Below are 26,625 nucleotides of genomic sequence, written 5' to 3'. Positions count from 1 at the left end.
GAAGGGGGACACGATGACCGATCGATCCGGGTTCGACGCGTTCGTGCACGCACGCGGGCCGGTGCTCGCGCGCACGGCGTACCTGCTGACCGGTGACCACCACCTCGCCGAGGACCTCGTGCAGGCGGCGCTGGTCCAGGCGGCGAAGCACTGGGAGCGCATCCACACCTCGCCCGAGGCCTACGTCCGGCGCACGATGTACCACCAGAACATCTCCTGGTGGCGACGCCGGCGCTTCACCGAGACCTCGCTGGAGGCGTACGACGCCCCCGCCGCGGCGGTCGACCCGACCGTGCGGCTGACCCTCGAGCAGGCCCTTCGCCGGCTCACCCCGCGCCAGCGCACCGTGCTGGTGCTGCGCTACTTCGAGGACCTCACCGAGGTCCAGACGGCTGCAGAGCTGGGCATCTCCAGCGGCGCGGTCAAGTCCATGTCGCGCCAGGCCCTCCAGCGGCTGCGCGTCCTGGCCCCCGAGCTCGCCGACCTGGTGGGAGCAGACGCATGAGCACCGACCTGCGCGAGGAGCTCGACGCCCTCGCCCGCACCCAGTCCTTCTCCCCCGACCCAACCACCTGGGACCGCGGGCGGCGCGCCCGACGGCGCGACCGGGCCCTCGCCGCCCTCGCAGCGGTCGTGGTGGTCGCCGGTCTCGGGGGCGCCGCGCTCTTGTCGACGTCCGACCGGCAGGCGCGTACGGCGTCCACCGACGAGGTCGTCGAGGGCGGGGCGATCCCGAGCCGGATCGAGGACCCGGGCGAGCTGGACCTCGAGACGGACCTCGCGGTCGGACGCGCGTCGGTGGCCTTCTTCTCGAGCGCTGCACAGGCCGTGGTGATCGGCGCGACGGACGGTCGCCACCGCGCCCTCGACCTGCCCGACCTCTCCTTGGACCGCGGGCCGTTGTCGCTGTCGCCCGACGGGACGCTCCTGGCGTGGCGCAACGGCGGTCGGATCCACGTGCTCGACCTCGACGACGGGACCCGGGCCCACTACCCGAGCACCCGGGAGCACGCCGACGTGTCGACGCTCACGTGGGCCCCCGACTCCGACCGGCTCCTGTGGAACGGCACCGACGACCGTGGCGGGAAGTCCGGTGGGGTGCTGACGATGAGCGGGCAGGACAGCAGCAGCGTCCTCTCGCCATCAGCCCTGCGCGGGATCCCGTCCCCGACGGGGCAGCTCGTCGCGGTGGCGTCGCTCAGGACCGACGAGGACGCCGCCACGTTCGTCGACCGCAGGGGCAGGACGGTGGGGCGCGCGCTCCCGGCCGACCTCTACCCCGACGGAGCCGGCGTCACGCCCCTCGGTTGGGCGGGCGATCACCTCGTCGTGGCGCAGGCCTACGGGCCACCCGGGTCGTACGTCGAGGGCCAGCACCTGGTGCTCTTCACCTCGCCCGACCGCCCCCGGTCGGAGTGGACCTTCCGCATCGTCACGCGTGACGTCCCACAGGACGCGGTGCCGCTGAGCATCGCCGTGGACCTCGTCCCCGGGCTGGACGGCACGAGCAGCCAGCGGCTGACCCACGACTTCAGCGGGCCGTCCGGCTCCGACGGTCCCGGCTGGCTCCCGTACGGCCTCGGCGCGCTGCTGGCGCTGCTCGCCGCGCTGGCGTTCGTCCGGCTGCGGCGGCACCGGGCCTGAGCGCGCCGTCCTCGCGATGGTGGCGGCACATCGCACGATCGCAGGCCTCTGACCAGCGATCTGCCGCCACCCCCAGGAGGCCGGGCGCCATGGTGGCGGCACATCGCACGATGGCAATCCCTGGTGCTGCAATCTGCCGCCACCCTCAGGAGTCGGCGGCGCCGAGCCTGACCGGCCGGTCAGCGGGCCGACGCCGCCCGCTCCGGGTAGGAGCCCGAGGCCAGCGCCAGTCTCCGGATCCGGGCGATGTCGTCGGCACTGACGACCCCGTTGACGCCGGACATCGTCGCGAGCCGCATCCCGTGCTTGAGGCCGAGGCGGTAGATCTCCTTGACCTTCTTCCACTCGATGTGACGCCCGACGGTGAAGGTCTCGTAGCGGCCCTCGAGGGCGAGCACGACGGTCTCGGCGAGGCAGGCGTACGCCACGCCCGGCGGCAGGCCGATGTCGCGCATGTGGACGTCACCGGGGAGCTGGATCTCGCCGGACTCGATCACCAGGACGTCCGGGCGCTTCGCGACGTCCTCGGCGGAGAGGTCCAGCGGCCGGGCGACGTCGGTGATCACGGCGCCGGGCTTCACGGCCATGATGTCGAGGACCTTCTTGCCCGCGCCGGACGTCGCGGTGACGACGAGGTCCATGTCGGGCAGGGCGGCGTCGGGCGTGGTCGCGATGTGCACCTCCGTGCCCGGGTGCTCCTCCTCGATCTGCGCCTTGAGGGTCAGCAGCTTCGCCGTCTCGGGCGAGACCAGCCAGAGGCGGGCCTCGGCGACCGCGAGCAGCCGGGCGCAGACCGACCCGATGGCGCCGGTCGCACCGACGACCATCGCGGTGCCGCGGATCGTCCCCCCGGCGTCGACCTCCGCCAGGCCCAGCTGCCGCAACGCCTCGTGGGCGGCCCAGAGGGCGGCGGACGCGCTGTAGCTGTTGCCCGTCGTGACCGGCAGCGGCGCGCGGCGGGCCACGGTGACGCCGGCGTCGCCGACGACCTTGGTGAAGGCGCCGAGCCCCATGATCTGCGCACCCAGCCTGCGCGCGGTCTCAGCAGCCGTGAGCAGGCGCCGATAGGTGAACTCCGGGTCGTGGGCCAGCATCTCCTTGGGGGTGCCGCCCACGGTGATCAGCCACCCCTCGGCCTCGGCCCCGGTCGGGGAGACGATGCCGGTCACGTGGCTGTAGGTGAACGGCGGGCTGTAGGCCACCGCCTTCTCGACCACCGTCATGACCTGCTGCGGCGCGAGGCGGGTGACGGTGCGCAGCGGCTCGACGTTGCGGAAGTACTGCTGCGACAGCGGGTGGATCACGAACGCGAAGCGGCTCTTGCGACGCGGCCCGTTGGGCTGCAGCAGCCGCGGCTCCAGGCCGGCGTCGACGATGAGGTCCAGCAGGTCGTCGTCGGTCAGCGTGCCCCCGTGGCCCACGGAGGCGATCATCAGCGCCTCGAGAAGGGCGGCGTCGACGACCACGTCGAAGGGCTGCGGCGCGATGTCGACGACCAGGTCGACGCCCCGGCCGCCGAGCTCGGCCAGCCGTTCGTCCGACACCGCGGAGGTGACGAGCGTCTTGCCGGCGAGGTCCTCGAGCCCGAAGCCGGTGAGCTCCTCGTACGCCGCCACGACGACGTCGCAGTCCCGCGCCGAGCGCCGTGCGAGGGCCCGCGCCGCGACCCAGGCGGGCAGCTCGACCGGCCCGCGCACCGCGTCGGGCACCATGCGCCGGGTCGCGGCGGCCAGGGTGCCCACGGCGTCGCTCGCCGCGCCCACCAGCGGGATCCCGCCGAGGCGACCGGGCAGGTCGAGCCGGAGCAGCGGGTCGGCGAACTCGATGTTGGCCGTGTGCTCGCGCAGGACGCGGGCGGTCCGGGCGTGGTTGCGTCCACCCAGGACGACGACCCTGGCGTTGGTGAGGTGGCCGGGCAGCTCGGCGTCGAGACGCCTGACCGCCCACTCCTGGAGGACCTCGGCCAGGTGCTGCCCGTCGGTGACCGCGGTGGCCCCCGCCTCGGCCAGGATCGCGCGACGGGCGGACGCGAGCCGTCCGCCGTACAGGCCGAGGGCCCGTGCCTCGCGGATGCCCGACACGGCGATCGCCGCGGCACGCGGGGCCCACTCGCGGACGAGCTCCCGGGCGGCGGCGACGTCGCCGGCGGTGCCGAGGCGCACGATGCGGTACCGCCGCCCGGCGAACGTCACCCGGGTGTCGTGGTCGTGCTCCGGCCCGGCGAGGCTCACCTCGACGACGACGGGTGCTGCGAGTGCCATCAGACCATCGCCGCCGCGTCGTGCTCGGGGTGCGCCAGCATGTAGTCGAGGAGCCGGTCGGCGTAGTCCTCGAAGCGCGGGCAGGTCAGGCCCGTGGCGGCCAGGTCGGCGGTGGTGTGGGTGGTGTCGTACGTCGTGGGCGAGGCGAAGTAGTCGAGCGCCTCGACCGGCAGCCCCAGCAGCCGCTCGGCGAGCGGCAGGGAGACCGCGGCACGGGTCACCGGCAGCGGCAGCGGCACCCAGACGACGTGCTTGCCGAGGCGGCGGGCGAAGGCGTCGACGAGCTCACGCGCGGTGGGAGGGTCCGGGTCGGTGAGGGCGTACGTCCGCCCCCCCGACTCCTCCAGCACCGAGAGCCGGTCCATCGCGTCGACGACGAAGTCGCGCGGCACCAGGCAGAACCGCACCCGGTCAGGATCCGCGACCCGGGGGACCACGGCGACGGGCGGCTGGCGGCGCAGGAACGTGGCAAGGAAGTAGGGACCGTCGTACTTCTGGGTCTCCCCGGTGCGCGAGTCCCCGACGACGATGCCGGGCCGGTAGATCGTCGCGGGGATCCCGGCGGCCATCGCCTTGCGCACCAGCAGCTCGGCGTCGTACTTGGTCGACTCGTAGTGGTTGCGGAACTCCTGGCCGACCTCCAGCTCGTCCTCGCGGAAGAGTCCCGCATGGCGCCCGCTGACGTAGCAGGTGCTCACGTGGTGCAGGCGCTGCAGGTCCGGGAGGCTCCGGCACAGGTCGAGGACCCGGTCCGTGCCGACCACGTTGACGAGGTGGGCGACCTCCTCGCCGACCGCGAGGTCGTAGACCGCCGCGAGGTGCCAGATCTCCGTGACGTCGGCGAGCACGCCCTGGTCCTCCACCGCGAGCCCGAGCCCGGGCTCGGTGATGTCGCCGACCACCAGCCGGACCCGGTCCGCGACGTGCGGCTCGGCGGCCTCGATCGCGGCCAGCCGGTCCCGCGCGGTCGTCAGGTGCCGGTCCTGGACCAGGCAGACGGCGTGCGCGCGCGGTCGCCGCGCGAGCAGCCGGGGCAGCAGCGCCGAACCCAGGAACCCCGGGAACCCTGTCATCAGCAGTGAGCCCATGGCTCCAGCCAACCCGCTGTGATCGCGGGCCGACAGGGCCGAACGTCCCGGCTCGGGTCAGGCGCGGGGGTCGCGACCCGCAAACGCCACCAGCCGCTCGTACGCCGACGCGTCGTCGGGCACCGGCACGGCGGGGGCGAAGGCATCGCCGCGGTTGTCCTCGGTGAGGCCCTGCTGCAGGAAGGCCAGGCCGCGCTCGGCCACCTCGTCGTCGAGCGGCATCGGGTCACCGGTCGCGCGCAGCAGCTCCCAGGTGTGGACACCGAGCTCGGCGGTCTGCCAGTCGGCCTGGGCGACGCGGTTGTCGGGCTGGCCGTGCCAGTGATGGATGAGGTCGTCGGCGCGCGTGCGGAAGTGCGCGGCGAGGACGTCGGGCTCGACCCCGGTGCCGGCCGCCCAGTCGACCTCCTCCCCGCGTGCCATCTGCAGGAAGTGCTGCGGGGCTGCGGCCAGGTGGTCGGCGAGCTCGCGCACGGTCCAGCCGCGGCAGGTCGTGGGCTTGTCGAGGTCGTCGGCGTGCACGGTGTCGAGTGCGTCGCCGGCCTGGTCGAGCGCGCGGGACAGGACGACGACGGGCTGGTGCGGGCTGGTCATGACTCCATGTCACTCCTGCCCGACCGACCGCGCAAGCCCTACTTCGGCGAGGTGAGGTACGCCAGCTGGGCGCGCACCGACAGCTCGGCGGCCCCCCACAGGACCGGGTCGACGTCGCGGTAGACGATCTCGACGATCGCCCGGGGCAGCGTCTCGTGCGGGAAGGACCCGCCCTCGCGGGCGATCGCGTGCAGGTCGCGCAGCGCGTCACGCACCTGCGCGAGCCGCTGCTCGCGGTGGGCGAGGTAGAAGTCGAGAGCGCCGAGCGCGTCGTCGATGACCGGGCCGTGGCCGGGCCACACCGAGCTGATCCCCTGCTCGCCGCACAGCGCGTGGAGGCGCTGGAGGGAGGAGAGGTACGCCCCGAGCTGGCCGTCCGGGTGGGCCACGACGGTCGTGCCGCGGCCCAGGACGGTGTCGCCGGTGAGCACGGCCCGGTCCTGCGGCACCACGAAGGACAGCGAGTCGGCCGTGTGACCGGGGGTGGCCACCACGTGCACCTCGAGGTCGCCGACCGCGACGACGTCGCCCTCCCCGAGGCCCTCGGAGCCGAGTCGGTAGGCCGGGTCGAGCGCGCGTACGCCGCAGCCGTGGCGCTCGGCGTACTCGCGCGCGGCCTCGCTGTGGTCGGCGTGGTGGTGGGTCAGCAGCACGACGGACACGTCGCCGGCCGCGTCATCGATCGCGTCGAGGTGCGCGGCGATCGACGGACCGGGGTCGACCACGACCGACCGCGAGGAGCCGGGGTCGCGCAGCACCCAGGTGTTGGTGCCGTCGAGGGTCATGATGTCGGCGTTGGGCGCCAGCACGCAGGTGCCGGTCTCGCCGAAGGAGCCCCCGCTCCAGGTCATCGGTCGGCCATGAGGGCGGCGTAGTAGGGCGGCGTCGACAGGATGAACTCGTCACCGTCCGCGACCACCTCGGGCATGAACATCTCGATCGTGCGCTCCTGCGCATCGGCCAGCACGGCGTCGGGGTCGGCGTGCTGACCGACCTCCAGGCAGGTGAGCCACGTCGGCGGGAGCATCAGGATCTGCTGGCGCTCGACCTGCTCCACGGCGTCCAGCGCGCCGACCCACGTGACCGACGCCGACTCGCTCGACACGTCACGCGTGACCTGCCCCTCGGGCAGGTGCGCCACGAAGAACCACGTGCGGTAGCGGCGCGGCTCGAAGACCGGCGTCAGCCAGCCCGACCACGCGCCGAGCAGGTCGGTCCGCAGCACGAGCGAGCGCTTCTCGAGGAACTCCGTCAGCGACACCTCCCGCGACTCCAGGGCGACCCGGTCGGCCTCCCAGTCGTCCCCGGTGGTGTCGGTGACGACCTCGTGCGGCCCGGGTCCGGCGAGCAGCACGCCGGACTCCTCGTACGTCTCCCGCACCGCCGCGCACACGAGGGCACGCGCCCTCGGCTCGTCACAGCCGAGGCGGGTCGCCCACTCGGCGGGCGACGGGCCGGCCCACAGCCCGCGGTCCAGGAGCTCGTCGTCGAAGTCGCGCGGGTCGACGCCCCCGCCGGGGAAGACGCACATCCCGCCGGCGAAGGCCATCGACGTCTGCCGGCGCAGCAGGTAGACGTCCGGGCCGGACGCGCCGGGGCGCAGCAGGACCACGGTCGCGGCGTCGCGAGGCTCGGCCGGGTCGGACTCGCCCGAGGCGTACGCCCGGGCCTGCGCCACCAGCGCGTCGGGCAGCGGGAGGCGCTCCACGTCAGACTTCGACGATGATCTCGACCTCGACCGGGACGTCGAGCGGCAGCACCGACACGCCGACGGCCGAGCGGGCGTGCCTGCCGGCGTCACCGAAGACCTCGCCGAGCAGCTCGGACGCACCGTTGGCGACCTTGGGCTGGCCGGTGAAGTCGGGCGTGGAGGCGACGAAGACGACGACCTTGACCACGCGCTTCACGTCGTCGAGCGAGCCGATCTCGGCCTTCACGGCGGCGAGCGCGTTGAGGGCACACTGGCGCGCGCACGCGTAGCCCTGCTCCTCGCTGACCTCCCCGCCGAGCTTGCCGACCGCGATCATCTCGCCGTCGCGGGCGGGCAGCTGGCCGGCGGTGAAGACGAGGTTCCCGGTGCGGGCGGTGGGCTGGTAGGCCGCGACGGGCGGCACGACCTCGGGGATCGTGATGCCCAGCTCGGCGAGCCGCGCCTCCGCCCCGGAACCGGACGCCGACATCAGGCCGCCCTGGGACGCTTGAGGAAGGCCACGAGCCCACCCTGCGCGTTGGTGTGGATGGCCACCAGCTCCCAGCCGTCCTGGCCGAAGTTGTTGAGCATCAGGGCCTCGTTGTGGAGCGGGATCGGCGCCACCTGGTATTCCCACGTGGTTGATGAGCTCTGGGTCATGGCTCGCACCCTACTCGGGCGCCTCGGGTGAGGACGAGGAGCCGTCGCCGGCACTAGATTCCGCCCATGGAACGCAGTGACGCGGCCGAGAGCCGGAAGAAGAACAGCGGGCTCGACCCGTTCGAGCGGTTCGTCGAGCTGTCGACGAAGGTGATCAGCCGGGCGCCGTTCTTCGCCGTGGTGGTCGCGGTCCTCGTCATCTGGGCAGCGAGCTACCCGCTGTGGAAGTCGACGACCAAGTGGGAGCTGGCGATCCACACCTTCGGTGCGGTGCTCTCGCTGCTGCTGCTCGTGCTGCTGGAGAACGCGGGCCGTCGCAACACCGAGGCCATGCAGGAGAAGCTCAACGTCCTCGCCGAGGGCCTCGCCGCGCTGATGGACTCGCGCGCCGCCGACGACCCTGCGCTGCGCGAGGCAGCCGAGGAGCTCCGCGAGGCGGTCGGGCTCGAGGAGCGCCACTGAGAGGAGTGAATTGACGTCAATTCACCCCGCGAGCAGGCGCAGCGTCTCCTCGCGCGCCGGGGACGTCCGTGCGTCGGTCCCGAGCGCGGCGCCGGCGACGGGGTGCACCATGACCTCGTCCACGTCGTGCTCCCTGGCCAGCTTCTCGAGCTGCGCGCGGGCCTGGTCGCGCGAGCCGACGATCCAGCGCGTCATCATCGCCTCGCCGAACGAGCGGTGCTCCGGCGACGTCTCGACCGCCTCGGCGTCCTCGACCAGCCGCTGCGGGTGCAGCGGCGCACCGGTCCGCAGCGCGATCATCTGCTGCACGTTGGGCAGGGCCCGGCGACGTGCCTCCTCCTCGGTCTCGGCGACGACGGCGTTGACGGTGAGGAAGGTGCGCGGCTCGGGGTGCTCCGGCGACGGCCGGTAGGACGAGCGGTAGAGGTCCAGCGCGACGCGGGTCCCCTCGCCGGAGAAGTGGTGCGCGAAGACGTAGGGCAGGCCCTTCTCGGCGGCCAGGCGGGCGGAGTAGTCGCTCGAGCCGAGCAGCCACATCTCGGCCACCGAGCGCGCGGACGGCGTCGCGCGCAGCGGCTGGCGGCGCGGGCCGACCTGGAGCTCGACCCCCTCGGTCGTCATGAGCGTGCGGACGTCCTCGACGTACTCGGCGAACCTGCTCACCGCCTCGTCGGCCGACTCCGCGCTGCCGCCGCGCAGGACGTACCTGGTGAGCGGGTCGGTGCCGGGCGCGCGGCCGATGCCGAGGTCGATGCGGCCCGGGTGGGCGGCCTCGAGCAGGGCGAACTGCTCGGCCACGACGAGCGGGGCGTGGTTGGGCAGCATCACGCCGCCCGAGCCGACCTTGATGCGCTCGGTCGCAGCGGCGAGCATGGCGATCAGGACCGGTGGGTTGGTGGCCGCGACCGCGGGCATGTTGTGGTGCTCGGCGACCCAGTAGCGGCGGTAGCCGAGCCCGTCGGCCACCTGCGCCAGGCTGCGCGAGGCGGCGATGGCGTCACCCGTGGTCTGGTCGCTGCGGACGGGCACGAGGTCGAGCACGGACAGGTCGACGGAGAGAGCGGTCACTGTCCGTGCAGCGCCCGGCGCGTGCGGGTTATTCCGATTGACCTCACGTGCACCTGAGGTCCTAGCGTCCTCACGGTGAGCACCACCGTCGAGCCGCGCGAGCGGATCCTCTCCCCCGCCTACGCCGCCACCACGGTCGCGATGTTCGCCCTGATCGCCTTCGTCGCGTTCGAGGCGATGGCAGTCACGACCGTGATGCCGACCGTCGCGCGCGACCTCGGCGGCCTCGACCTCTACGCCCTCGCGTTCGCCGCACCGCTCGCGAGCGGGGTGGTCGGGATGGTCGCCGCAGGCATGTGGAGCGACCGCACCGGCCCGGTCGTGCCGCTGCTCGCCTCGTTGGCGCTCTTCTCGGCCGGCCTGCTGGTGTGCGGCCTGGCCCCGTCGATGGAGGTGCTGCTGGCCGGCCGGGTCCTGCAGGGCCTCGGCGGCGGAGCGCTCACCGTCGGCCTGTACGTCGTCGTCGGCCTCGTCTTCCCCGCCGCGCTCAGGCCGGCGGTGTTCGCCTCGTTCGCCGCCGCCTGGGTGCTTCCCGCGCTGTTCGGGCCGGGACTCGCGGCCCTCGTGGCGGACGTCTGGTCGTGGCGCTGGGTCTTCCTCGGCACGGTGGGCTTCGTCGCGGTCGCGCTGCTGCTGCTCGCCCCGGCACTGCGGGGGCTCGAGCCGCACGCGGAGGGCACGGCGACACCGTCCGTACGCCTGGGGTGGGCCGGGCTCGGCGCGGTGGCCGTGCTCGTGCTCGAGCTCGCCGGCTCGGCGCGCGGGGTGGCCGCGCTCGGCGCGCTCGCGGCGCTGACCGGGGTCTGGGTCTCGCTCGGCCGACTGCTCCCGCCCGGGAGCCGTACGCTCCGGCGCGGCCTGCCCTCCGTGATCGCCACCCGCGGCCTGCTCTCCTCGACCTTCTTCTGCGCCGAGGCCTACATCGTCTACGTCCTGCAGGAGCACTGGGGGCTGTCCCCCGGACGTGCCGGCATCGCCCTGACCTGCGTGGGACTGGTGTGGGCGGGTGCCAGCCAGGTGCAGTCCAGGCTCGGCGCGCGGGTCTCGCACACCCGCGCGATGGTCATCGGCACCGGCGTCGTGCTCACGGGCCTGACCGCGCTCGCCGCGTCGGTGCTGGCCCACGACGCGGGGGTGCAGCCGTCCGCCCTGCTGCCCGCAGCGGCGTACGTCCTGGCCGGCGCGGGCATGGGCTTCGCCTATCCGCGCACCGGCGTGGCGATGCTGGAGGCCTCGACCGACAAGGACCGGGGGTTCAACTCCTCGGCCCTGACGGTCGCCGACTCCCTCGGCGCCGCGCTGGCGCTGTCGGTCGCGGGCGCCGCGTTCGCCGCGGCGCAGCGGCAGGGACTGGACCCATTCGTGACGGTCTTCGTCCTTGCCGCCGCGACCGCGGTGCTCGGGGTGCTGGCCGCAGTGCGAACGCGGTCAGCGGAGGGTCAGGACGCCTCGTCCAGGGTCGGGTAGTCGGTGTAGCCCTCGGCGCCGCCGCCGTAGAAGGTGTCGGGGTTCGGGGCGTTCAGCTCCGCCCCGGTGCGCCAGCGCTCGACGAGGTCGGGGTTCGCGAGGAACTGGCGGCCGACCACGACGGCGTCCGCGAGACCGGTCCCGAGCAGCTCCTCGACGGAGGAGAGCGTGGTGAGGTCGCCGAAGCCGTCGTTGAGGAGCACGACGCCGTCGAACCGCTCGCGCAGGTCGCGCACCAGCGACTCGAGGGGCTCGAGCGGGCTCGCGAGCAGGCTCAGGTACGCCAGGCCCAGCGGCGCGACCGCGTCGACCACGGCACGGTAGGTGGCGGTGAGGTCGGGGCCGATCTCCTCGCCGATGCCGTTGAACTGGTGGGCGGGGCTCAGCCGCAGCCCGACCCGCTCCGCACCGATCGCCTCGGCGACGGCGGTGACGACCTCGACGACGAAGCGCGCCCGGCCCTCCGGCGACCCGCCGTAGACGTCGTCACGCAGGTTGACCGTCGGGTCGAGGAACTGGTGCAGCAGGTAGCCGTTCGCAGCGTGCACCTCGACGCCGTCGAGGCCGGCCGCCACGGCGTTGCGGGCCGCGATCACGAAGTCGTCGACCAGGCCGGCGACCTCGTCGGTCTCCGGCGCGCGGGGGACGTCGTGGGGCTTGGGCCCCTGCGCCGTGATCATCTCGCCGGGGGCCTGCACGGCACTCGGCGCGACGGTCTCGGCGCCGCCCTTGTTGTCCGCGTGGGCGATGCGGCCGGCATGCATCAGCTGGGCGACGATCACGCCGTCTCGGGCGTGCACGGCGTCGGCGACCAGGCGCCAGCCGGCGACCTGCTCGTCGGTGTAGAGGCCCGGGACGTCCAGGTAGCCCTGTCCGACGTGGCTGGGGGCGGTGCCCTCGGTGATGATCAGTCCGGCGCCGGCGCGCTGCGCGTAGTACTCCGCGTTGAGCGCGGTCGGGGCGTTGCCCTCCCCGGCGCGGTTGCGGGTCAGCGGCGCCATCACGAAGCGCTGCGGGAGCTTCCAGGGGCCGACGGCGAGGGGCTCGAATGCTCGGGACATGGAAGTGCTGCCTCCAGTGTGGTTGAGGACTGTACGACTCCCCTCAGCCACCCACGGCGCCCAGATGTTCCCGGACGAGACGCGCCTCACACCAGGTCGGGCTGGGTCTTCTCCCGCACCTCGTCCTCGGTGACGCCCGGCGCGAGCTCGACGAGCCGGAGCGCCCGCTCCCCGAGCGTCCCTGACGGGGCGACCTCCCCGGTGGCGGGGTCGATCACGTCGATGACGGCGAGGTCGGTGATGATCCGCTGCACCACGCGCTTGCCGGTGTAGGGCAGGTCGCACTCGTCGAGGATCTTCAGCGACCCGTCCTTGGCGGTGTGCTCCATCAGCACGATCACGCGCTTCGCGCCGTGGACCAGGTCCATCGCGCCGCCCATGCCCTTGACCATCTTGCCCGGGATCATCCAGTTGGCGATGTCACCGGCCGCGGAGACCTGCATCGCGCCCAGGATCGCGGCGTCGATCTTGCCGCCGCGGATCATCCCGAACGACTGTGCGGAGTCGAAGAACGACGCGCCCTTGCGCAGCGTGACCGTCTCCTTGCCCGCGTTGATCAGGTCGGGGTCCTCCTCGCCCTCGAAGGGGTAGGCCCCCACGCCGAGGATGCCGTTCTCGCTCTGCAGCACAAGCTCGACGTCGTCGGCGACGTAGTTGGGCACCAGCGTCGGCAGCCCGATGCCGAGGTTGACGTACGACCCGTCCTCGAGCTCCGAGGCCGCCCGCGCGGCCATCTCCTCACGCGTCCAGCTCATCGCTGCCTCACCGTCACTCGCTCGATCCGCTTGTCCGCGGCCTGCTCCGGGGTCAGCGCGACCACGCGCTGCACGTACACACCCGGCGTGTGGATGTCGTCGGGGTCGAGCTCGCCGGGCTCGACGAGCTCCTCGACCTCCGCGATCGTCACCCGGCCGCACATGGCAGCGAGCGGGTTGAAGTTCCGCGCGGACTGGCGGTAGACGAGGTTGCCGTGGCGGTCGCCCTTCCAGGCCCGCACGAGCCCGAAGTCAGCCACGATCGCCTCCTCCAGGACGTACTCCCTGTCCCCCTCCGCCGTGGAGAAAACCTTCGTCTCCTTCGGCGGCGACGCGACGAGCACGTTGCCCTCGGTGTCGTACTTCCACGGCAGGCCGCCCTCGGCGACCTGGGTGCCGACGCCGGTCGCGGTGTAGAACCCCGGGATCCCCGACCCGCCCGCGCGCATCCGCTCGGCCAGCGTGCCCTGCGGGGTCAGCTCGACCTCGAGCTCACCGGACAGGTACTGACGGGCGAACTCCTTGTTCTCCCCGACGTAGGAGGAGATCATCCGCCGGATCCGCTTGGCGAACAGCAGCCGGCCCAGTCCCCACTCGTCCACGCCGCAGTTGTTCGACACCGCCTCGAGGTCGCCCGTGCCCGCGTCGAGGATCGCGTCGATGAGGACCGACGGGATGCCGCACAGGCCGAAGCCGCCCACCGCGAGCCTCGCGCCGTCCGGGATGTCAGCGACCGCCTCGGCCGCGGAAGAGACCACTTTGTCCATGCCCGAGACCCTAGCGGCCGTGTGACCGACGCCACCGTGTGGGCACGGACCACTCTTCGGTGTCGGATGTGGGTGCCACCCCGCTGGCTATATTCGGCTCGTGACCGCTCCCGCCGACCGGCCCGTCGACTGGCCGAAGGTGCGCCTGCACGTCGTCACCGGCAAGGGCGGCACCGGCAAGTCCACCGTCGCCGCAGCCCTCGCCCTGGCCCTCGCGTCGTCGGGCCGCAACGTGCTGCTCTGCGAGGTCGAGGGGCGCCAGGGCATCGCCCGGATGTTCGACGTCGACCCGCTGCCCTACGAGGAGCGCCGCATCGCCAAGGGCGCGCCCGACGAGGACGGCCGCGCCGGCCAGGTGCACGCGCTGCACATCGACCCCGAGTCCGCGCTGCTCGAGTACCTCGCGATGTACTACAAGCTCGGCCGCGCCGGGAAGGCACTCGACCGCTTCGGCGCCATCGACTTCGCCACCACCGTCGCCCCCGGCGTGCGCGACGTGCTGCTGACCGGCAAGGTGTACGAGGCGGTGCAGCGCCCGCGTCGCTCGGACCGCCGGAGCGAGGCGATCACCTACGACGCCGTCGTGCTCGACGCCCCGCCGACCGGGCGGATCTGCCAGTTCCTCGGGGTCAACTCCGAGCTCGCCGGGCTGGCGAAGGTCGGTCCGATCAAGTCGCAGGCCGACAAGGTCATGGAGCTGCTGCGCTCGCCGCGCACGGCCGTGCACCTCGTCACGATCCTCGAGGAGATGCCCGTGCAGGAGACGTCGGACGGCATCGCCGAGCTGCGCGCGGCAGGCCTGCCGGTCGGCGGCATCGTGGTCAACCTGGTCCGCCCGCAGGCGCTCAGCCCGGCCGCGCTGGCGCAGGTGCGCGAGGAGGCGGTGGACCCCACGACCGTGACCTCCGACCTGAGCCGCGCCCGTGTCGACGTCGACGCGGCGCTCGTCGAGTCACTGCTCGCCGAGGCACGCGAGCACGCCGTACGGCGCCACCTCGAGGACGAGCAGCGCGAGCTGGTGGCCGCCGAGGGGCTGCCGACCTACGAGCTGCCGCGCATCGCCGGCGGGATCGACCAGGGCGCGCTCCTCGAGCTCGCCCAGCTCCTCCGGAACCAGGGGATGGCATGAAGACCCCGCCGGCGCTGGACATCGACGCCCTGCTCGACGACCGGGGCACCGAGATCATCGTGTGCTGCGGGTCCGGCGGGGTCGGCAAGACCACGACGTCCGCCGCGCTGGCGTTGCGGGCGGCCGAGCGCGGGCGCAAGGTCGTCGTGCTGACCATCGATCCGGCCCGCCGGCTCGCCCAGTCGATGGGCATCGAGCAGCTCGACAACAGCCCTCGCCCGGTCCCGCTGCCGGGGCACGGGGACGGTGGCACCGCGTCCGGGGGCTCGCTCGACGCGATGATGCTCGACATGAAGCGGACCTTCGACGAGGTCGTGGAGTCGCAGGCCAGCCCCGAGAAAGCCCAGCAGATCCTGCAGAACCCGTTCTACGTCGCGCTGTCGAGCTCGTTCGCCGGGACGCAGGAGTACATGGCGATGGAGAAGCTCGGCCAGCTCCACCGGCAGGCGCTCGCGGACGGCAGGTACGACCTGATCGTCGTCGACACCCCTCCGTCGCGCTCCGCGCTGGACTTCCTCGACGCGCCGGAGCGGCTCTCGAGCTTCCTCGACGGCCGGCTGATCCGGCTGCTCGTCGCTCCCGCGCGCGGCCCGGCGCGGCTGATGACGGCCGGCTTCTCCGTGGTCACCAACGCGCTCGCCAAGATCCTGGGCGGGCAGATGCTGCGCGACGTCCAGACGTTCGTGACCGCCCTCGACACGCTCTTCGGCAGCTTCCGCCAGCGGGCCGAGAAGACCTTCGCACTGCTGCAGGCCGACGCGACCGCCTTCGTCGTGGTCGCGGCACCCGAGCCCGACGCGCTGCGCGAGGCCGCCTACTTCGTCGACCGCCTCACCGACGACGACATGCCGCTGGCCGGCCTGGTGGTCAATCGCGTCAGCCCCTCCGCGCACACCGACCTGTCGGCCGAGGCGGCGATCGCCGCCGCGGACCGCCTGCGGACGGGCGACTCCGCCTCACTCACCGCCGGGCTGCTGCAGCTCCACGCGGACCGGGTCCGCATCGTCGAGCGCGAGCAGCACCTGCGTGAGCGCTTCACCGCCTCGCACCCGCAGGTGCCGACGGCCCTCGTCCCGGCGCTGGCCGGCGACGTCCACGACCTCGACGGCCTGCGTGAGATCGGCGAGAGGCTCGCCGACCAGGCGTGGGTCGGGCAGCGTTAGGTCAGCAGCGGGTCACACGGAGACCGAGGTCGACTCGACCTTGGTGCGCGCGGTCTCCAGGATGGAGCGCCACGACGATCCGGGCCGGCGGCGGAGCAGCGCCCGGCGCTCCCGCTCGGTCATGCCGCCCCAGACGCCCCACTCGATCTGGTTGTCGAGGGCCTCGGCGAGGCACTCCGTACGCACGGGGCACCCGGCGCACACCTGCTTGGCCTTGTTCTGCTCCGCGCCGCGCACGAAGAGTGCGTCCGGCGTGTCGCCCTTGCATGCGGCACGCGCCGCCCAGTCCTCGACCCACATGATTGTTACCCCACGGTGTGTGTCGAGCCGGTCGGCCGCCCCCATAGCGGCCATCCCCGACTCCGCAAGAAAAGTAAACGACTCACCCCCGGTCCAGACAGGGACCGAGTGGCTCAAATCGCATAGTCCGATGTGACTACCCGGCTGCGCGGCTGGAATTGAAGGTGCTATGCGTCCGCCACGTACTCTGGTGCCCATGCCATCACGCTCGTCCTCCCGTTCCGAGCGTCCCCAGGGACGCCCCGACGCCGGTCGTGTCGCCTCCCACCTCGCGGTCATGGGTGCCGTCGCAGTGGTCATGGGTGTGCTCGTGGCCTGCCTCGCCATCCCGTTCGCGGGCCTGGTCGGCGTGGCGGCCAAGGACGTCAGCAAGGGCATGGTCAACCTGCCGGAGTCCCTCGAGGCCAAGGACCTGTCGCAGAAGACGCGCATCTACGACGTCAACGGCAACCTCATCGCCTCGCTCTACGACCAGAACCGGATCAACGTCCCGCTGAGCTCGATCTCGCGACCCATGGTCAAGGCGATCGTCGCGATCGAGGACTACCGCTTCTACGAGCACGGCGCGCTCGACCTCAAGGGCACGCTGCGCGCCTTCATCACCAACCAGGCCAACGGCGGGGCCGTGCAGGGTGGCTCCTCGATCACCCAGCAGATGGTCAAGCAGACGCTGCTCTACCAGGCCGAGACCGACGAGGAGCGCCAGGCCGCCACCGAGGAGACGTACGCCCGCAAGATCCGCGAGCTGCGCTACGCCATCGCGTTCGAGAAGAACCACACCAAGGACTGGATCCTCGAGCGCTACCTCAACATCGCCTACTTCGGTGACGGCGCCTTCGGCGTCCAGTCCGCCGCGCGGCACTTCTTCTCCAAGAACGCCAAGGACCTCAACATGCTCGAGGCGGCCACGCTGGCCGGGCTGGTGAAGAACCCCGTCGGCTACGACCCGATCGACAACCCCGAGCGTGCCGAGAGCCGCCGCAACGTCGTGCTCGAGCGGATGGCGCAGCTCGGCGTCCTCACCGAGAAGAAGGCCGACCGGCTCAAGGCCAGGCCGATCGAGAAGACCCTGAAGATCGAGACGTCGCCCAACGGCTGCCAGCAGTCGCGCGCGCCGTTCTTCTGCGACTACGTCGTCAACTGGCTGCTCAAGGACCCGGTCCTCGGCGACACGCCCAAGGAGCGCCGCCGCACCCTGAACAACGGGGGCCTGACGATCAACACCACCATCGACCTCGACATGCAGAAGGCCGCCGACGACGCGGTCTCCACCCACGTCTTCCCCACCGACCAGGCCATCGGCGGACTCGCGATGGTCGAGCCAGGCACCGGCGACGTGCGTGCGCTCGCCCAGTCGCGCCCGATGGGCAAGGACAAGGCCGCCGGCGAGACCTACCTCAACTACGTGGTGCCCAAGAAGTACGGCGACGCCAACGGCTTCCAGGCCGGCTCCACCTTCAAGGTCTTCGTCCTGGCCTCCGCCATCAACCAGGGCATCCCGCTGAGCACGGTGATCAACGCCCCGGAGGAGATGAACATCCCCGACGAGGACTTCGAGACCTGCGACGGCCCCTACGCCGGTGACGGCAACGGCTGGGACGTCTCCAACTCCACCGGCTCGGGCCCGTTCAACCTCTACACCGGCACCCAGCAGTCGGTGAACACGTTCTTCGCCCAGCTCGAGGTCCAGACCGGCATGTGCGAGCCGCTCCAGCTCGCCGCCGACATGGGCGTCAAGGTGCCGCTCGCGCAGAAGGTGCCGTCGTGGATCCTCGGCGTCTCCGACAGCAACCCCCTCGAGATGGCGCAGGCCTACGCCACCTTCGCCGCGCGCGGCCTCCACTGCGAGCCGCGCCCGGTCACCGAGGTGCTCGACTCCCGCGGCCAGCAGCTGAAGGCCTTCGGCAACGAGTGCGAGCAGGTGATGCCGGGAGCCACCGCCGACGCCGTCAACGACGTCCTGCGCGGCGTCATGGAGCCCGGCGGCTTCGGTCAGAACATCGCCATCGACAAGCCGTCGGCCGGCAAGACCGGTACGACGCAGAGCGGACGATCCGTGTGGTTCGTCGGCTACACGCCCAAGCTGGCCGCCGCCGCGATGATCGCGGGCGCCAACGACCAGGGCCAGTGGCTCGAGCTCGGCGGGCAGGTCGTGGGCGGGCAGTACATCAGCGAGGCCTCGGGCTCCGGCTACGCCGGCCCGATCTGGGGCGACGCGATGTCGGCCGTCTCGGCGAAGCTGCCGTACGAGGACTTCCAGGCGCCGCCCGGCGACCAGATCGCCGGCGTGCTGAGCACCGTGCCCGACGTCGCCGGTCAGACCGTGGAAGCGGCCACCGCGACGCTCGAGGGCGCCGGCTTCGCCGTCGCCGACGGCGGCCAGGTCAACTCCGAGGTCGCCGCGGGCAGCGTGGCCTACACGTCACCCGCCGGCGGCAGCCAGCTCAGCAGCGGTGACACCGTCACGATCTACACCTCGACCGGCTACGTGCCCCCGCCGCCCTCGAACAACGGCGGTGGCGGCGGCGGTGGCGGCGGCGGTCGCGGCAACGGCAACGGCAACGGCGGCGGGAACGGCAACGGCGGCGGTCGCGGCTGACGTCAGCCGGGCCCCGCCTACATATCAGCCGAGCTGGCGGCGTACCTCCGCAGCGACGGCACCGCCGTCGGCGCGGCCCTTCACCTGAGGTGTCACGACGCCCATCACCTTGCCCATGGCACGCATGCCCTCGCCGGCGGCGCCGGTCTGCGCGATCGCGGCGCTGACCAGCTCGGCGATCTCGGCCTCGCCGAGCTGGGCGGGGAGGTACTCGGCGATGACCTCGCCCTCGGCAGCCTCCTTGGCCGCCATCTCGGTGCGACCGCCCTCCTCGAACGCGGCCGCGGCCTCGCGGCGACGCTTCGCCTCGGTGGACAGCACGCCGATGATGTCGTCGTCGGAGAGCTCGCGCGCCTCCTTGCCGGCGACCTCCGCGTTGGTGATGGCGGTCAGCACCATCCGCAGGGTGGACGAGCGCAGCTCGTCGCGCGCCTTCATGGCGGTGGTCAGGTCGGCGCGGAGACGGTCCTTCAGGGCACTCATGCGACCCATTGTGGCAGCCTTGGCGGATGCCTCTCCTCCCCGCCGTACGCCGCACCCTCGCGCTCGGCGCCCTCGCCGGGACGGGCCTGGCGACGTACGCCGCCTGGGAGGCGCGCCAGTACACGCTGCGCCACGTCACCCTCCCGCTGCTGCCGGCCGGGCACGCGCCGCTGAAGGTGCTGCACCTCAGCGACATCCACATGGCCCCCGACCAGCGCGCCAAGCAGGAGTGGCTGCGCGGGCTGGCCGCGCTCGAGCCCGACCTGGTCATCGACACCGGTGACAACCTCGCCCACATGCGGGCCGTCCCGGTCGTCGTCGACGCGCTCGGCGGACTGCTCGACGTTCCGGGCGTCTACGTCATGGGCTCCAACGACTACTACGCCCCCGGCATGCGCAACCCGCTGCGCTACCTGCTGCCCGACGACGGCACGCGCAACACCTCGACCCCGCAGCTGCCCTGGCCCGACCTCAAGGACAGCCTCTCCTCGGCGGGTTGGCTCGACCTGACCAACGGCTTCGGCTCGCTGACCGTGGGCGGGACCCGGTTCGCCTTCGCCGGCGTCGACGACCCGCACCTGGACTACGACGACCTCGAGCGGGTCGCGGGCCCGGCCGACCCCGACGCCGACGTACGCCTCGCGGTGGCGCACGCGCCCTACCTGCGCGTCCTCGACCAGTTCGCTTCCGACGGCTACGACGCGATCATCGCCGGGCACACCCACGGCGGCCAGGTCTGCCTGCCCACCTTCATCGGCGGCGGGCGGGCGCTGACCACCAACTGCGACCTCGAGCCCGCGCGCGCCCGCGGCCTGCACCGCCACCCGGCCGACTCGGCGCCCGGCGACGCGGGGTCGTCCTGGCTGCACGTGTCCGCGGGGCTCGGCACCAACCCCTACGTACGCTTCCGCGTGGCCTGCCGGCCCGAGGCGACGCTGCTGACCCTCGTCCCGGCGGGGTGACCTCGCCCTCCGCAGATTCCCCGCTCGAGCGGGGATCCTGACTCCTGTAGGCCGTTGCAACCCCCTCCAGGAGTCAGGAAACCCCTCCGAGTCCGGCCCACGTCCACCGGCGCCGGGTCGATTTCGGCAGGCCCTGACCGCTCCGGTATGCTCGCCGACGTTGCCCTGACGAGTTCCATCGGTCAGGGCGGCGGGCTGTGGCGCAGCTTGGTAGCGCGCCTCGTTCGGGACGAGGAGGCCGCAGGTTCAAATCCTGTCAGCCCGACACCCGGAGCCCCGGACCCCATCGCGGGTCCGGGGCTCCTGTCATGTGGCAGCCTGCCTCCATGGCAGACGACACGAAGCCGGACGGCACGCGCGACGACGGCCCCTCGCTGGCGATGCCGTCGTTCACGCGGCGACGCCGGACGAAGGACTCCGCACCCGCCCCTCAGGCGCCAGCGTCAGCGCCCACTCCCGAGCCCGCCGGGCCGGAGCGCGCACGCCGTCCCCTCCCGCGCATCGCGCTGGACGGGCTGCCCGCCGCGGCGCTCACCGGTGTCGTGGTGGGTGCGCTGGGCGTCCTGCTCGTCTGGCTGGCCGGCGCGGGGTGCGAGGCCGTACGCGGCACCTCGTCGTGCGGCGGCGGCCCGGGCCTGCTGGCGCTCGTCGTCGTCCTGGGCGTGCTGGCGTGGGCGGGCGCCCTGCTGCTGCGGGTCCTCTCCGTGCCCGACGCCGGTTCGACGAGCCTGCTGGGCGTCGGCATCCTGGCCGTGCTGGTGATGGTCTTCCTGCTCGGCGCGCTCGACCAGTGGTGGACCGCCGTCGCCGTCCCGGTCGCCGCAGCCGCTGCGTACGGGGTCTCGTGGTGGGTCACCACAGCCGTCGTACGGGAAGACTGACCCGGCTCAGGACTCAGCGACGGACTCGAGGCGCCGGCGCCCCTGCACGGCCGCGGTGGCCACGAGCGCGAGGACGCCGAGCATGCTGACCATCAGGGAGGGGATGGTCAACGACGCCACCACGGCATGCGGGCCGCGCTCCCACACGTCCGCGGTGTCCTTGTTGACCCACCCGTCCCCGCGCAGGCGGATGACTGCGGTGACCAGCTCGAGGACCACGCCGACGACGGCGACCGGCACCGACACCGACAGCACCCACCCGAGGACGCGTTGGGTCCGGGCGACGGTGGCTCGGCGGTGGCGCCACACGAGCACCGTCGCGCTGACGAGCAGGGGCAGCTGGACGAGGTGGAAGCCGATGTGGAGGAAGCTCGTGTCCCCCGCCGCGGCGAAGGGGAAGATCGCGAGGAACGCGACCCACACGAGTCCGAGCAGCATGAGCGGCGTGCGCACGACGACCTCCTGGGGCAGGGAGCTGGATCCCCTGAACCTAGGAAACCCGCAGGTCAGCCGGCATCGGCCCTTTCGCCTAATTCGGCCCGCCACGCCAGCACGGCGTGCACCCGGCGGTTCTCCAACGGTCCGTCCGGCAGGGCGAGCTTCGCGAAGACGGATCGGAGGTGGGCGTCGACCGTACGCTCCGAGATGACGAGCCTCGCGGCGATCCCAGCGTTGGACAGCCCTTCAGCGAGCAGACCCAGCACCTGCCTCTCACGCGCGGTGAGCGGTCCCAGCCTGGTGGGCCCGCCGTCCCCAGGAGTGGTCGCCCCGGCCTCGGGCAGGGTCAGCGCGTAGGAACCTCCGACGACCACCGACGCGAGCGCGGCGTACATCGCGGCGACGACCAGCGCGGCAGAGCCGTCCGTGACGGCCGCGCCGCACAGCATCACCAGAGCCACCCCTGCGAGGCTGGCCAGCGCGACCGCGGCGAGGCGACGTGTGGCCGCCCCGCTGGCCCGCACCGCTGACGCGAGACTCACCCCCGGTCCGAGCAGCACGGTGGACAGGAAGGCGAGGTTGAGGAAGCTCCCGATCTCCTCGCCGGGTCCCCACTCGACCAGCGCGTCGGCTCCGAGCGGGGAGAAGTCGCCGAAGAACAGCATGAAGCTGGTCACGGCGGCGACCCCCGAGGAGACGACGAGCACCAGCGGCCACCGCGCGAGCCCCCGGCCCAAGTAGCGCACCGCCAGGAGCGGGAGAAGGACGAAGGCAGCGATCAGGGGCAGGTGGCCGACACCGCCGGCGACGGCGAAGGCCCAGACGGCGGGGGTGTCGGGGACGAGCGCCGACGCGAGCGACGCACCGGCGAGCAGGGCCGGCCAGGCCAGCGCGCCGAGGACCAGGGCGGCCACGGCCTGTCGCCAGCGCACCCAGCCCTCGTCGATGCGGAGGTGCATCCACGTCATCACGCCAGCGGCAGCGACCGCCGCGAGGGGCACGACGTACGACGTCCCCCAGTACGGCGTGCCGGCAGCGCGGGCGTACGCCGTCAACGCCGTGACGCCGACCGCGATCGCGGCGACGCACGCGGCGAACCGGACGCGGGTCGGGTGCACGTGCACCCCACCAGTATCACCGCTGGGCTCAGCGCGCGGCGGCGATGAGCTCCGCGATCTGCACGGTGTTGAGGGCGGCGCCCTTGCGCAGGTTGTCGTTGCTGATGAAGAGCGCGAGGCCGCGGTCATCTGGCACGCCGGGGTCCTGCCGCAGCCGGCCGACGTAGGACGGGTCCTTGCCGGCCGCCTTGAGCGGGGTCGGCACCTCGTCGAGCTCGACCCCTTCAGCCGACGCCAGGATCTCTCGCGCTCGGGCGGGGGTCATCGACCGCTCGAACTCGGCGTTGACCGCGAGCGAGTGACCGGTGAAGACCGGCACCCGCACGCAGATGCCGGAGACCAGCAGGTCGGGCAGGCCGAGGATCTTGCGGGACTCGTTGCGGAGCTTCTGCTCCTCGTCGGTCTCGTTGAGACCGTCGTCCACGATCGACCCGGCCATCGGCAGCACGTTGTAGGCGATCGGCTCGACGTACTTCACCGGCTCCGGGAACGTGATCGCCGTGCCGTCGTAGGCCAGCTCGCGCGCCTTGTCGCCCGCCTCCGCGACACCGTTGGCGAGCTCGTCGACGCCGGCGACACCCGACCCGGAGACCGCCTGGTAGGTCGAGACGACCAGGCGGGTCAGGCCCGCCTCGTCGTGCAGCGGCTTGAGGACCGGCATCGCGGCCATGGTCGTGCAGTTGGGGTTGGCGATGATGCCGCGCCCGGCCTCGATGACGCCGGCCAGCGCGTCGGCGTTGACCTCGGCCACGACGAGTGGGATGTCCGGGTCCTTGCGGAAGGCGCTGGAGTTGTCGACGACGATCACACCCGCGTCGACGAACTTCTGCGCCAGCGAGCGAGACGTGGTGGCACCGGCGGAGAAGAGCGCGATGTCGAGACCGGCGGGGTCAGCGGTCTCCGCGTCCTCGACGGTGATCTCCCGGTCGCCGAACGGCAGGACCGTGCCCGCCGATCGGGAGGAGGCGAAGAAGCGGACCTGGTCGGCGGGGAACTCACGTTCGAGCAGGATCTGGCGCATCGCGACGCCGACCTGCCCGGTCGCACCGACGATGCCGATGTTCACCATGTCAGCGCCCCGTCCCGCCGTAGACCACGGCCTCGACCTCGTCGGCGTCGAGGTCGAACGCCGTGTGCGTGGCGCGTACGGCGTCGTCCACCGCGTTCTCGTCCACCACGACCGAGATCCGGATCTCCGAGGTGGAGATCATCCCGATGTTGACGCCCGCAGAGGCGAGGGCTGCGAAGAACTTCGAGGTGATGCCGGGGTGCGAGCGCATGCCCGCGCCGATGAGGGAGACCTTGCCGATCTTGTCGTCGTAGAGCAGCTTGTCGTAGCCGACCTCGGCCTGGATCCGGGCCAGGGCGGTCATCGCGACCTGCCCGTCGGTCCGCGGCAGGGTGAAGGAGATGTCGGTGAGGCTCGTCGCGGCCGCGGAGACGTTCTGCACGATCATGTCGAGGTTGATCTGGGCGTCGGCGAGCGCCTCGAAGATCCGCGCGGCCTCGCCGACCTTGTCGGGGACCCCGACGACGGTGATCTTGGCCTCGCTGCGGTCGTGGGCGACCCCGGCGATGATGGGCTGTTCCATGGTGGTCTCCTCGGGTCCCTGGAGACCGGTGTCGCTGACGACCCAGGTCCCCTCGAGCTGGCTGAACGACGAACGCACGTGGATCGGGATGCCGTAGCGACGTCCGTACTCCACGCAGCGCAGGTGCAGGATCTTCGCGCCGCAGGCAGCGAGCTCGAGCATCTCCTCGTAGGAGACCCTGTCCAGCTTGCGGGCGCTCGGCACGATGCGCGGGTCGGCGGTGAAGACGCCGTCGACGTCGGTGTAGATCTCGCAGACGTCCGCCTCGAGCGCGGCCGCCAGCGCGACGGCCGTGGTGTCGGAGCCGCCGCGGCCGAGGGTGGTGATCTCCTTGGTGTCCTGGCTGACGCCCTGGAACCCCGCGACGATCACGATGTGGCCCTCGCCGATGGCCTGCGTGACTCGACCCGGGGTGACGTCGATGATCTTGGCCTTGCCGTGCTGCGCATCGGTGATCACGCCGGCCTGCGAGCCCGTGAACGACCGGGCGGTGTAGCCGAGGTCGCTGATGGCCATCGCGACGAGCGCCATCGAGATGCGCTCGCCGGCGGACTGCAGCATGTCGAGCTCACGGGCGGGGGGCAGCGGAGTCACGGCCGCGGCGAGGTCGAGCAGGTCGTCGGTGGTGTCGCCCATGGCGGACACCGCGACGACGACGTCGTGACCGGACTTCTTGACCTCGACGATGCGCCTGGCGACGCGCTTGATGGCGTCGGCGTCGGCGAGCGAGGAGCCGCCGTACTTCTGCACGACAATGCCCACGATTGGTCCTCGGGATCGGGGTGCGGCCGTCAGCGGCCGCGGTGCTCTGGCGTGCCCGCCGGCGCCGTTGCCGCCAGGCCACCGACGATTCTACGGGCGCGGCGCAGGAGAGCCCTCGAGCATCTCATCGGCGACCGCGATCGCCTCGGCGTCGGCGTCGAAGTCGGTGTCGAAGCGGTCGTGCGCGACCACGGTCAGCAGCGCGTTGAGGGCGGCACCCGCGAGGTTGCCCCAGTTGTTGACGTAGGAGAACTGCCACCACCACAGCGCCTCGTCGACGTTGCCGCCACGGAAGTGGCGCAAGCCGTTCTCGAGGTCGATGGCGATCGAGGCCAGGTCGTCGGAGAGCCGACTCTCGACCACCTCGGGGACGTAGGGGTCGAAGACGAACGTGTAGGCGTCGATGCCTTCGAGCATCTCCGCGAGGCGCAGGCGCAGGTCGTCGATGTCGGCCTCCGGGCCGACGTCGGGCTGGAACTCCTCGCGCGGGGTGAAGTCGGTCTGCGCGCCGAGCCGGGCGCCCGCGAGCAGCACCTGGCTGATCTCGAGGAGCAGCAGCGACACCGCCTGCGACCCGTTGCCCTCGCGCGCGATCGCCCGCAGCGCGAGCAGGAAGCTCTCCACCGAGTCGGCGATCTGCTCGCCGAACCCGCTCTGGTCGATCTCGCTCATTGCGCTGCTCTCCTTCCGGCGAATGCACGTCCGAGGGTGACCTCGTCGGCGTACTCGAGGTCACCACCCACCGGCAGTCCACTCGCCAAGCGGGTCACGCGCAACCCCATGGGCAGGAGCAGTCGCGTGAGATAGGTCGCGGTGGCCTCGCCCTCGAGGTTGGGGTCGGTCGCGAGGATGACCTCGGTGACGGTGCCGTCGGCGAGGCGAGGCATCAGCTCCTTGACGTGGAGCTGGTCGGGCCCGATGCCGTCGATGGGCGAGATGGCGCCGCCCAGGACGTGGTAGCGGCCGCGGAACTCGCGGGTGCGCTCGATCGCCACGACGTCCTTGTACTCCTCGACGACGCACAGCACGCTCGGGTCGCGTCGCTCGTCACGACAGATCCGGCACTGCTCGTCCTCGCTGACGTTGAAGCAGGTCGAGCAGAACTTCACCCTGGCCTTGACCTCGATCAGGACGTCGGCGAGGCGGCGTACGTCGGTGGGCTCGGCCTGGAGCAGGTGGAAGGCGATCCGCTGCGCGCTCTTGGGCCCCACGCCGGGCAGCCGACCGAGCTCGTCGATCAGGTCCTGGACGACACCCTCGTACAACGCCGCTCGCCTCAGCCCAGGCCGGGGAGGCCGGGCATGCCGCCGCCTCCGCCGAGACCTTCGGTCAGCGGACCGAGCGACTCGCCCGCCAGCGCCTCGGACTTGGCGCGGGCGTCACGGTAGGCGGCGACGATGAGGTCGGAGAGGTCCGACAGGTCGTCGGGGTCGCTGCCGTCGAACTCGCCCGTACGGATCGCGATGCCGACCAGCTCGCCGACACCGTTGGCGGTCACGGTGACGGCACCGCCGGCCACCGTGCCCTCGACGGTCTGCTGGGCGAGGTTGGCCTGCGCCTCCTCGAGCTGCTGCTGCATCTGCTGCGCCTGCTGGAGCAGCGCGTTCATGTCGAATCCGCCGCCGCCGAGGGCGTCGAAGGGGTTCTGCGTCATGGGTTCTCCCGCGTCGAGGTCGTTGAG

General features: G+C 72.3%; 29 protein-coding genes and 1 tRNA gene. 10 read left to right on the top strand and 20 right to left on the bottom strand.

Annotation, left to right across the window (positions count from 1 at the left end; genetic code table 11):
* Positions 1-13: 13 nt before the first annotated feature.
* Positions 14-505 (top strand): SigE family RNA polymerase sigma factor, encoded by a 492-nt coding sequence (locus IE200_RS04085; RefSeq protein WP_191278035.1) that lies wholly within the window; start codon positions 14-16, stop codon positions 503-505.
* Entirely contained in the window at positions 502-1,644 is a 1,143-nt protein-coding gene (locus IE200_RS04080; protein ID WP_191278034.1) for a hypothetical protein, read from the top strand. Before IE200_RS04085 ends, IE200_RS04080 begins: the two co-directional genes overlap by 4 nt.
* 179 nt (positions 1,645-1,823) lie before the next feature.
* On the opposite strand, the gene IE200_RS04075 is transcribed toward IE200_RS04080, so the two are convergent.
* Genes IE200_RS04075 through IE200_RS04045 form a run of 7 tightly spaced genes read right to left on the bottom strand, consistent with a single transcriptional unit; the run spans position 1,824 to position 7,937 of the window.
* Positions 1,824-3,905, bottom strand: coding sequence for a dehydrogenase (locus IE200_RS04075; protein ID WP_191278033.1), 2,082 nt, complete (start codon positions 3,903-3,905; stop codon positions 1,824-1,826).
* Positions 3,905-4,993, bottom strand: a complete 1,089-nt coding sequence (locus tag IE200_RS04070) for an SDR family oxidoreductase (protein WP_229856061.1) — start codon at positions 4,991-4,993, stop codon at positions 3,905-3,907. The genes IE200_RS04075 and IE200_RS04070 overlap by 1 nt, the downstream gene beginning before the upstream one ends.
* A 57-nt stretch (positions 4,994-5,050) precedes the next feature.
* Positions 5,051-5,587, bottom strand: a complete 537-nt coding sequence (locus tag IE200_RS04065) for a TIGR03086 family metal-binding protein (RefSeq protein ID WP_191278032.1) — start codon at positions 5,585-5,587, stop codon at positions 5,051-5,053.
* Positions 5,588-5,625: 38 nt separating this feature from the next.
* Positions 5,626-6,438, bottom strand: coding sequence for an MBL fold metallo-hydrolase (locus IE200_RS04060; protein WP_191278031.1), 813 nt, complete (start codon positions 6,436-6,438; stop codon positions 5,626-5,628).
* On the bottom strand, positions 6,435-7,295 hold the full coding sequence (locus IE200_RS04055; protein ID WP_191278030.1) for an NUDIX hydrolase: 861 nt from the start codon (positions 7,293-7,295) through the stop codon (positions 6,435-6,437). Before IE200_RS04055 ends, IE200_RS04060 begins: the two co-directional genes overlap by 4 nt.
* 1 nt (position 7,296) lies before the next feature.
* Positions 7,297-7,767, bottom strand: coding sequence for a RidA family protein (locus tag IE200_RS04050; RefSeq protein WP_191278029.1), 471 nt, complete (start codon positions 7,765-7,767; stop codon positions 7,297-7,299).
* Positions 7,767-7,937, bottom strand: a complete 171-nt coding sequence (locus IE200_RS04045; RefSeq protein ID WP_191278028.1) for a hypothetical protein — start codon at positions 7,935-7,937, stop codon at positions 7,767-7,769. The genes IE200_RS04050 and IE200_RS04045 overlap by 1 nt, the downstream gene beginning before the upstream one ends.
* A 66-nt stretch (positions 7,938-8,003) precedes the next feature.
* On the opposite strand from IE200_RS04045, the gene IE200_RS04040 reads away from it, so the two are divergent.
* Positions 8,004-8,399, top strand: coding sequence for a low affinity iron permease family protein (locus tag IE200_RS04040; RefSeq protein ID WP_191278027.1), 396 nt, complete (start codon positions 8,004-8,006; stop codon positions 8,397-8,399).
* Between the two features lie 21 nt (positions 8,400-8,420).
* On the opposite strand, the gene IE200_RS04035 is transcribed toward IE200_RS04040, so the two are convergent.
* Complete coding sequence (locus IE200_RS04035) at positions 8,421-9,467, bottom strand: LLM class flavin-dependent oxidoreductase (protein WP_191278026.1); 1,047 nt, start codon at positions 9,465-9,467, stop codon at positions 8,421-8,423.
* Positions 9,468-9,542: 75 nt separating this feature from the next.
* Between IE200_RS04035 and IE200_RS04030 the strand changes: the two genes are divergently transcribed.
* The gene (locus IE200_RS04030; protein WP_191278025.1) at positions 9,543-10,934 is read left to right on the top strand and encodes an MFS transporter; all 1,392 of its coding nucleotides are present in this window, start codon (positions 9,543-9,545) and stop codon (positions 10,932-10,934) included.
* Here the strand turns inward: IE200_RS04030 and IE200_RS04025 are convergent.
* The 3 genes from IE200_RS04025 to IE200_RS04015 form a co-directional block, all read right to left on the bottom strand.
* Positions 10,907-11,995 (bottom strand): alkene reductase, encoded by a 1,089-nt coding sequence (locus IE200_RS04025; RefSeq protein ID WP_191278024.1) that lies wholly within the window; start codon positions 11,993-11,995, stop codon positions 10,907-10,909. The genes IE200_RS04030 and IE200_RS04025 overlap by 28 nt on opposite strands.
* A gap of 86 nt (positions 11,996-12,081) precedes the next feature.
* Positions 12,082-12,750, bottom strand: a complete 669-nt coding sequence (locus IE200_RS04020) for a 3-oxoacid CoA-transferase subunit B (protein WP_191278023.1) — start codon at positions 12,748-12,750, stop codon at positions 12,082-12,084.
* A complete protein-coding gene (locus IE200_RS04015) occupies positions 12,747-13,517 on the bottom strand; it encodes a CoA transferase subunit A (RefSeq protein ID WP_191278022.1) in 771 nt (256 codons plus the stop codon). Before IE200_RS04015 ends, IE200_RS04020 begins: the two co-directional genes overlap by 4 nt.
* 100 nt (positions 13,518-13,617) lie before the next feature.
* Here IE200_RS04015 and IE200_RS04010 point away from each other — a divergent pair, with 100 nt between their 5' ends.
* Both IE200_RS04010 and IE200_RS04005 read left to right on the top strand, forming a co-directional pair.
* Complete coding sequence (locus IE200_RS04010) at positions 13,618-14,646, top strand: ArsA-related P-loop ATPase (protein WP_229856060.1); 1,029 nt, start codon at positions 13,618-13,620, stop codon at positions 14,644-14,646.
* Positions 14,643-15,809, top strand: a complete 1,167-nt coding sequence (locus IE200_RS04005) for an ArsA family ATPase (protein WP_191278021.1) — start codon at positions 14,643-14,645, stop codon at positions 15,807-15,809. The genes IE200_RS04010 and IE200_RS04005 overlap by 4 nt, the downstream gene beginning before the upstream one ends.
* A 12-nt stretch (positions 15,810-15,821) precedes the next feature.
* Here IE200_RS04005 and IE200_RS04000 read toward each other — a convergent pair whose 3' ends face one another.
* Positions 15,822-16,109: a WhiB family transcriptional regulator gene (locus tag IE200_RS04000; protein ID WP_191278020.1), complete on the bottom strand. Its 288-nt coding sequence runs from the start codon at positions 16,107-16,109 to the stop codon at positions 15,822-15,824.
* A gap of 196 nt (positions 16,110-16,305) precedes the next feature.
* Here IE200_RS04000 and IE200_RS03995 point away from each other — a divergent pair, with 196 nt between their 5' ends.
* Positions 16,306-18,708 carry a penicillin-binding protein gene (locus tag IE200_RS03995; protein WP_191278019.1) on the top strand — a complete coding sequence of 801 codons (2,403 nt, stop codon included), beginning with the start codon at positions 16,306-16,308 and terminating at the stop codon, positions 18,706-18,708.
* 24 nt (positions 18,709-18,732) lie between these two features.
* On the opposite strand, the gene IE200_RS03990 is transcribed toward IE200_RS03995, so the two are convergent.
* A complete protein-coding gene (locus tag IE200_RS03990; RefSeq protein ID WP_191278018.1) occupies positions 18,733-19,191 on the bottom strand; it encodes a GatB/YqeY domain-containing protein in 459 nt (152 codons plus the stop codon).
* 26 nt (positions 19,192-19,217) lie between these two features.
* Here IE200_RS03990 and IE200_RS03985 point away from each other — a divergent pair, with 26 nt between their 5' ends.
* The 3 genes from IE200_RS03985 to IE200_RS03975 all read left to right on the top strand — a co-directional run bounded on the left by IE200_RS03985 (position 19,218) and on the right by IE200_RS03975 (position 21,034).
* On the top strand, positions 19,218-20,153 hold the full coding sequence (locus IE200_RS03985) for a metallophosphoesterase (RefSeq protein WP_191278017.1): 936 nt from the start codon (positions 19,218-19,220) through the stop codon (positions 20,151-20,153).
* A 191-nt stretch (positions 20,154-20,344) separates the two neighbouring features.
* Positions 20,345-20,418: transfer RNA gene (locus IE200_RS03980), tRNA-Pro, on the top strand.
* A 61-nt stretch (positions 20,419-20,479) separates the two neighbouring features.
* Positions 20,480-21,034: a hypothetical protein gene (locus IE200_RS03975; protein WP_191278016.1), complete on the top strand. Its 555-nt coding sequence runs from the start codon at positions 20,480-20,482 to the stop codon at positions 21,032-21,034.
* A gap of 6 nt (positions 21,035-21,040) precedes the next feature.
* Here IE200_RS03975 and IE200_RS03970 read toward each other — a convergent pair whose 3' ends face one another.
* From IE200_RS03970 to IE200_RS03940, 7 genes are all read right to left on the bottom strand, one after another.
* Complete coding sequence (locus IE200_RS03970; protein ID WP_191278015.1) at positions 21,041-21,487, bottom strand: hypothetical protein; 447 nt, start codon at positions 21,485-21,487, stop codon at positions 21,041-21,043.
* A 53-nt stretch (positions 21,488-21,540) separates the two neighbouring features.
* Positions 21,541-22,596 carry a helix-turn-helix domain-containing protein gene (locus tag IE200_RS20605; protein WP_229856058.1) on the bottom strand — a complete coding sequence of 352 codons (1,056 nt, stop codon included), beginning with the start codon at positions 22,594-22,596 and terminating at the stop codon, positions 21,541-21,543.
* 22 nt (positions 22,597-22,618) lie between these two features.
* Entirely contained in the window at positions 22,619-23,659 is a 1,041-nt protein-coding gene (locus IE200_RS03960) for an aspartate-semialdehyde dehydrogenase (RefSeq protein ID WP_191278014.1), read from the bottom strand.
* Position 23,660: 1 nt separating this feature from the next.
* Entirely contained in the window at positions 23,661-24,944 is a 1,284-nt protein-coding gene (locus tag IE200_RS03955) for an aspartate kinase (protein ID WP_191278013.1), read from the bottom strand.
* Positions 24,945-25,034: 90 nt separating this feature from the next.
* On the bottom strand, positions 25,035-25,616 hold the full coding sequence (locus IE200_RS03950; RefSeq protein WP_191278012.1) for a DUF5063 domain-containing protein: 582 nt from the start codon (positions 25,614-25,616) through the stop codon (positions 25,035-25,037).
* The gene (recR, locus tag IE200_RS03945) at positions 25,613-26,209 is read right to left on the bottom strand and encodes a recombination mediator RecR (RefSeq protein ID WP_191278011.1); all 597 of its coding nucleotides are present in this window, start codon (positions 26,207-26,209) and stop codon (positions 25,613-25,615) included. The genes IE200_RS03950 and recR overlap by 4 nt, the downstream gene beginning before the upstream one ends.
* 11 nt (positions 26,210-26,220) lie before the next feature.
* On the bottom strand, positions 26,221-26,598 hold the full coding sequence (locus IE200_RS03940) for a YbaB/EbfC family nucleoid-associated protein (protein ID WP_191278010.1): 378 nt from the start codon (positions 26,596-26,598) through the stop codon (positions 26,221-26,223).
* Positions 26,599-26,625 lie beyond the last annotated feature (27 nt).

This window comes from Nocardioides flavus (ex Wang et al. 2016) (assembly GCF_014653115.1).
Classification (GTDB): Bacteria; Actinomycetota; Actinomycetes; order Propionibacteriales; family Nocardioidaceae; genus Nocardioides; species Nocardioides flavus.
The sequence above is the reverse complement of the archived record's forward strand: the minus strand, read 5'-3'. Positions and strand labels throughout refer to the sequence as shown.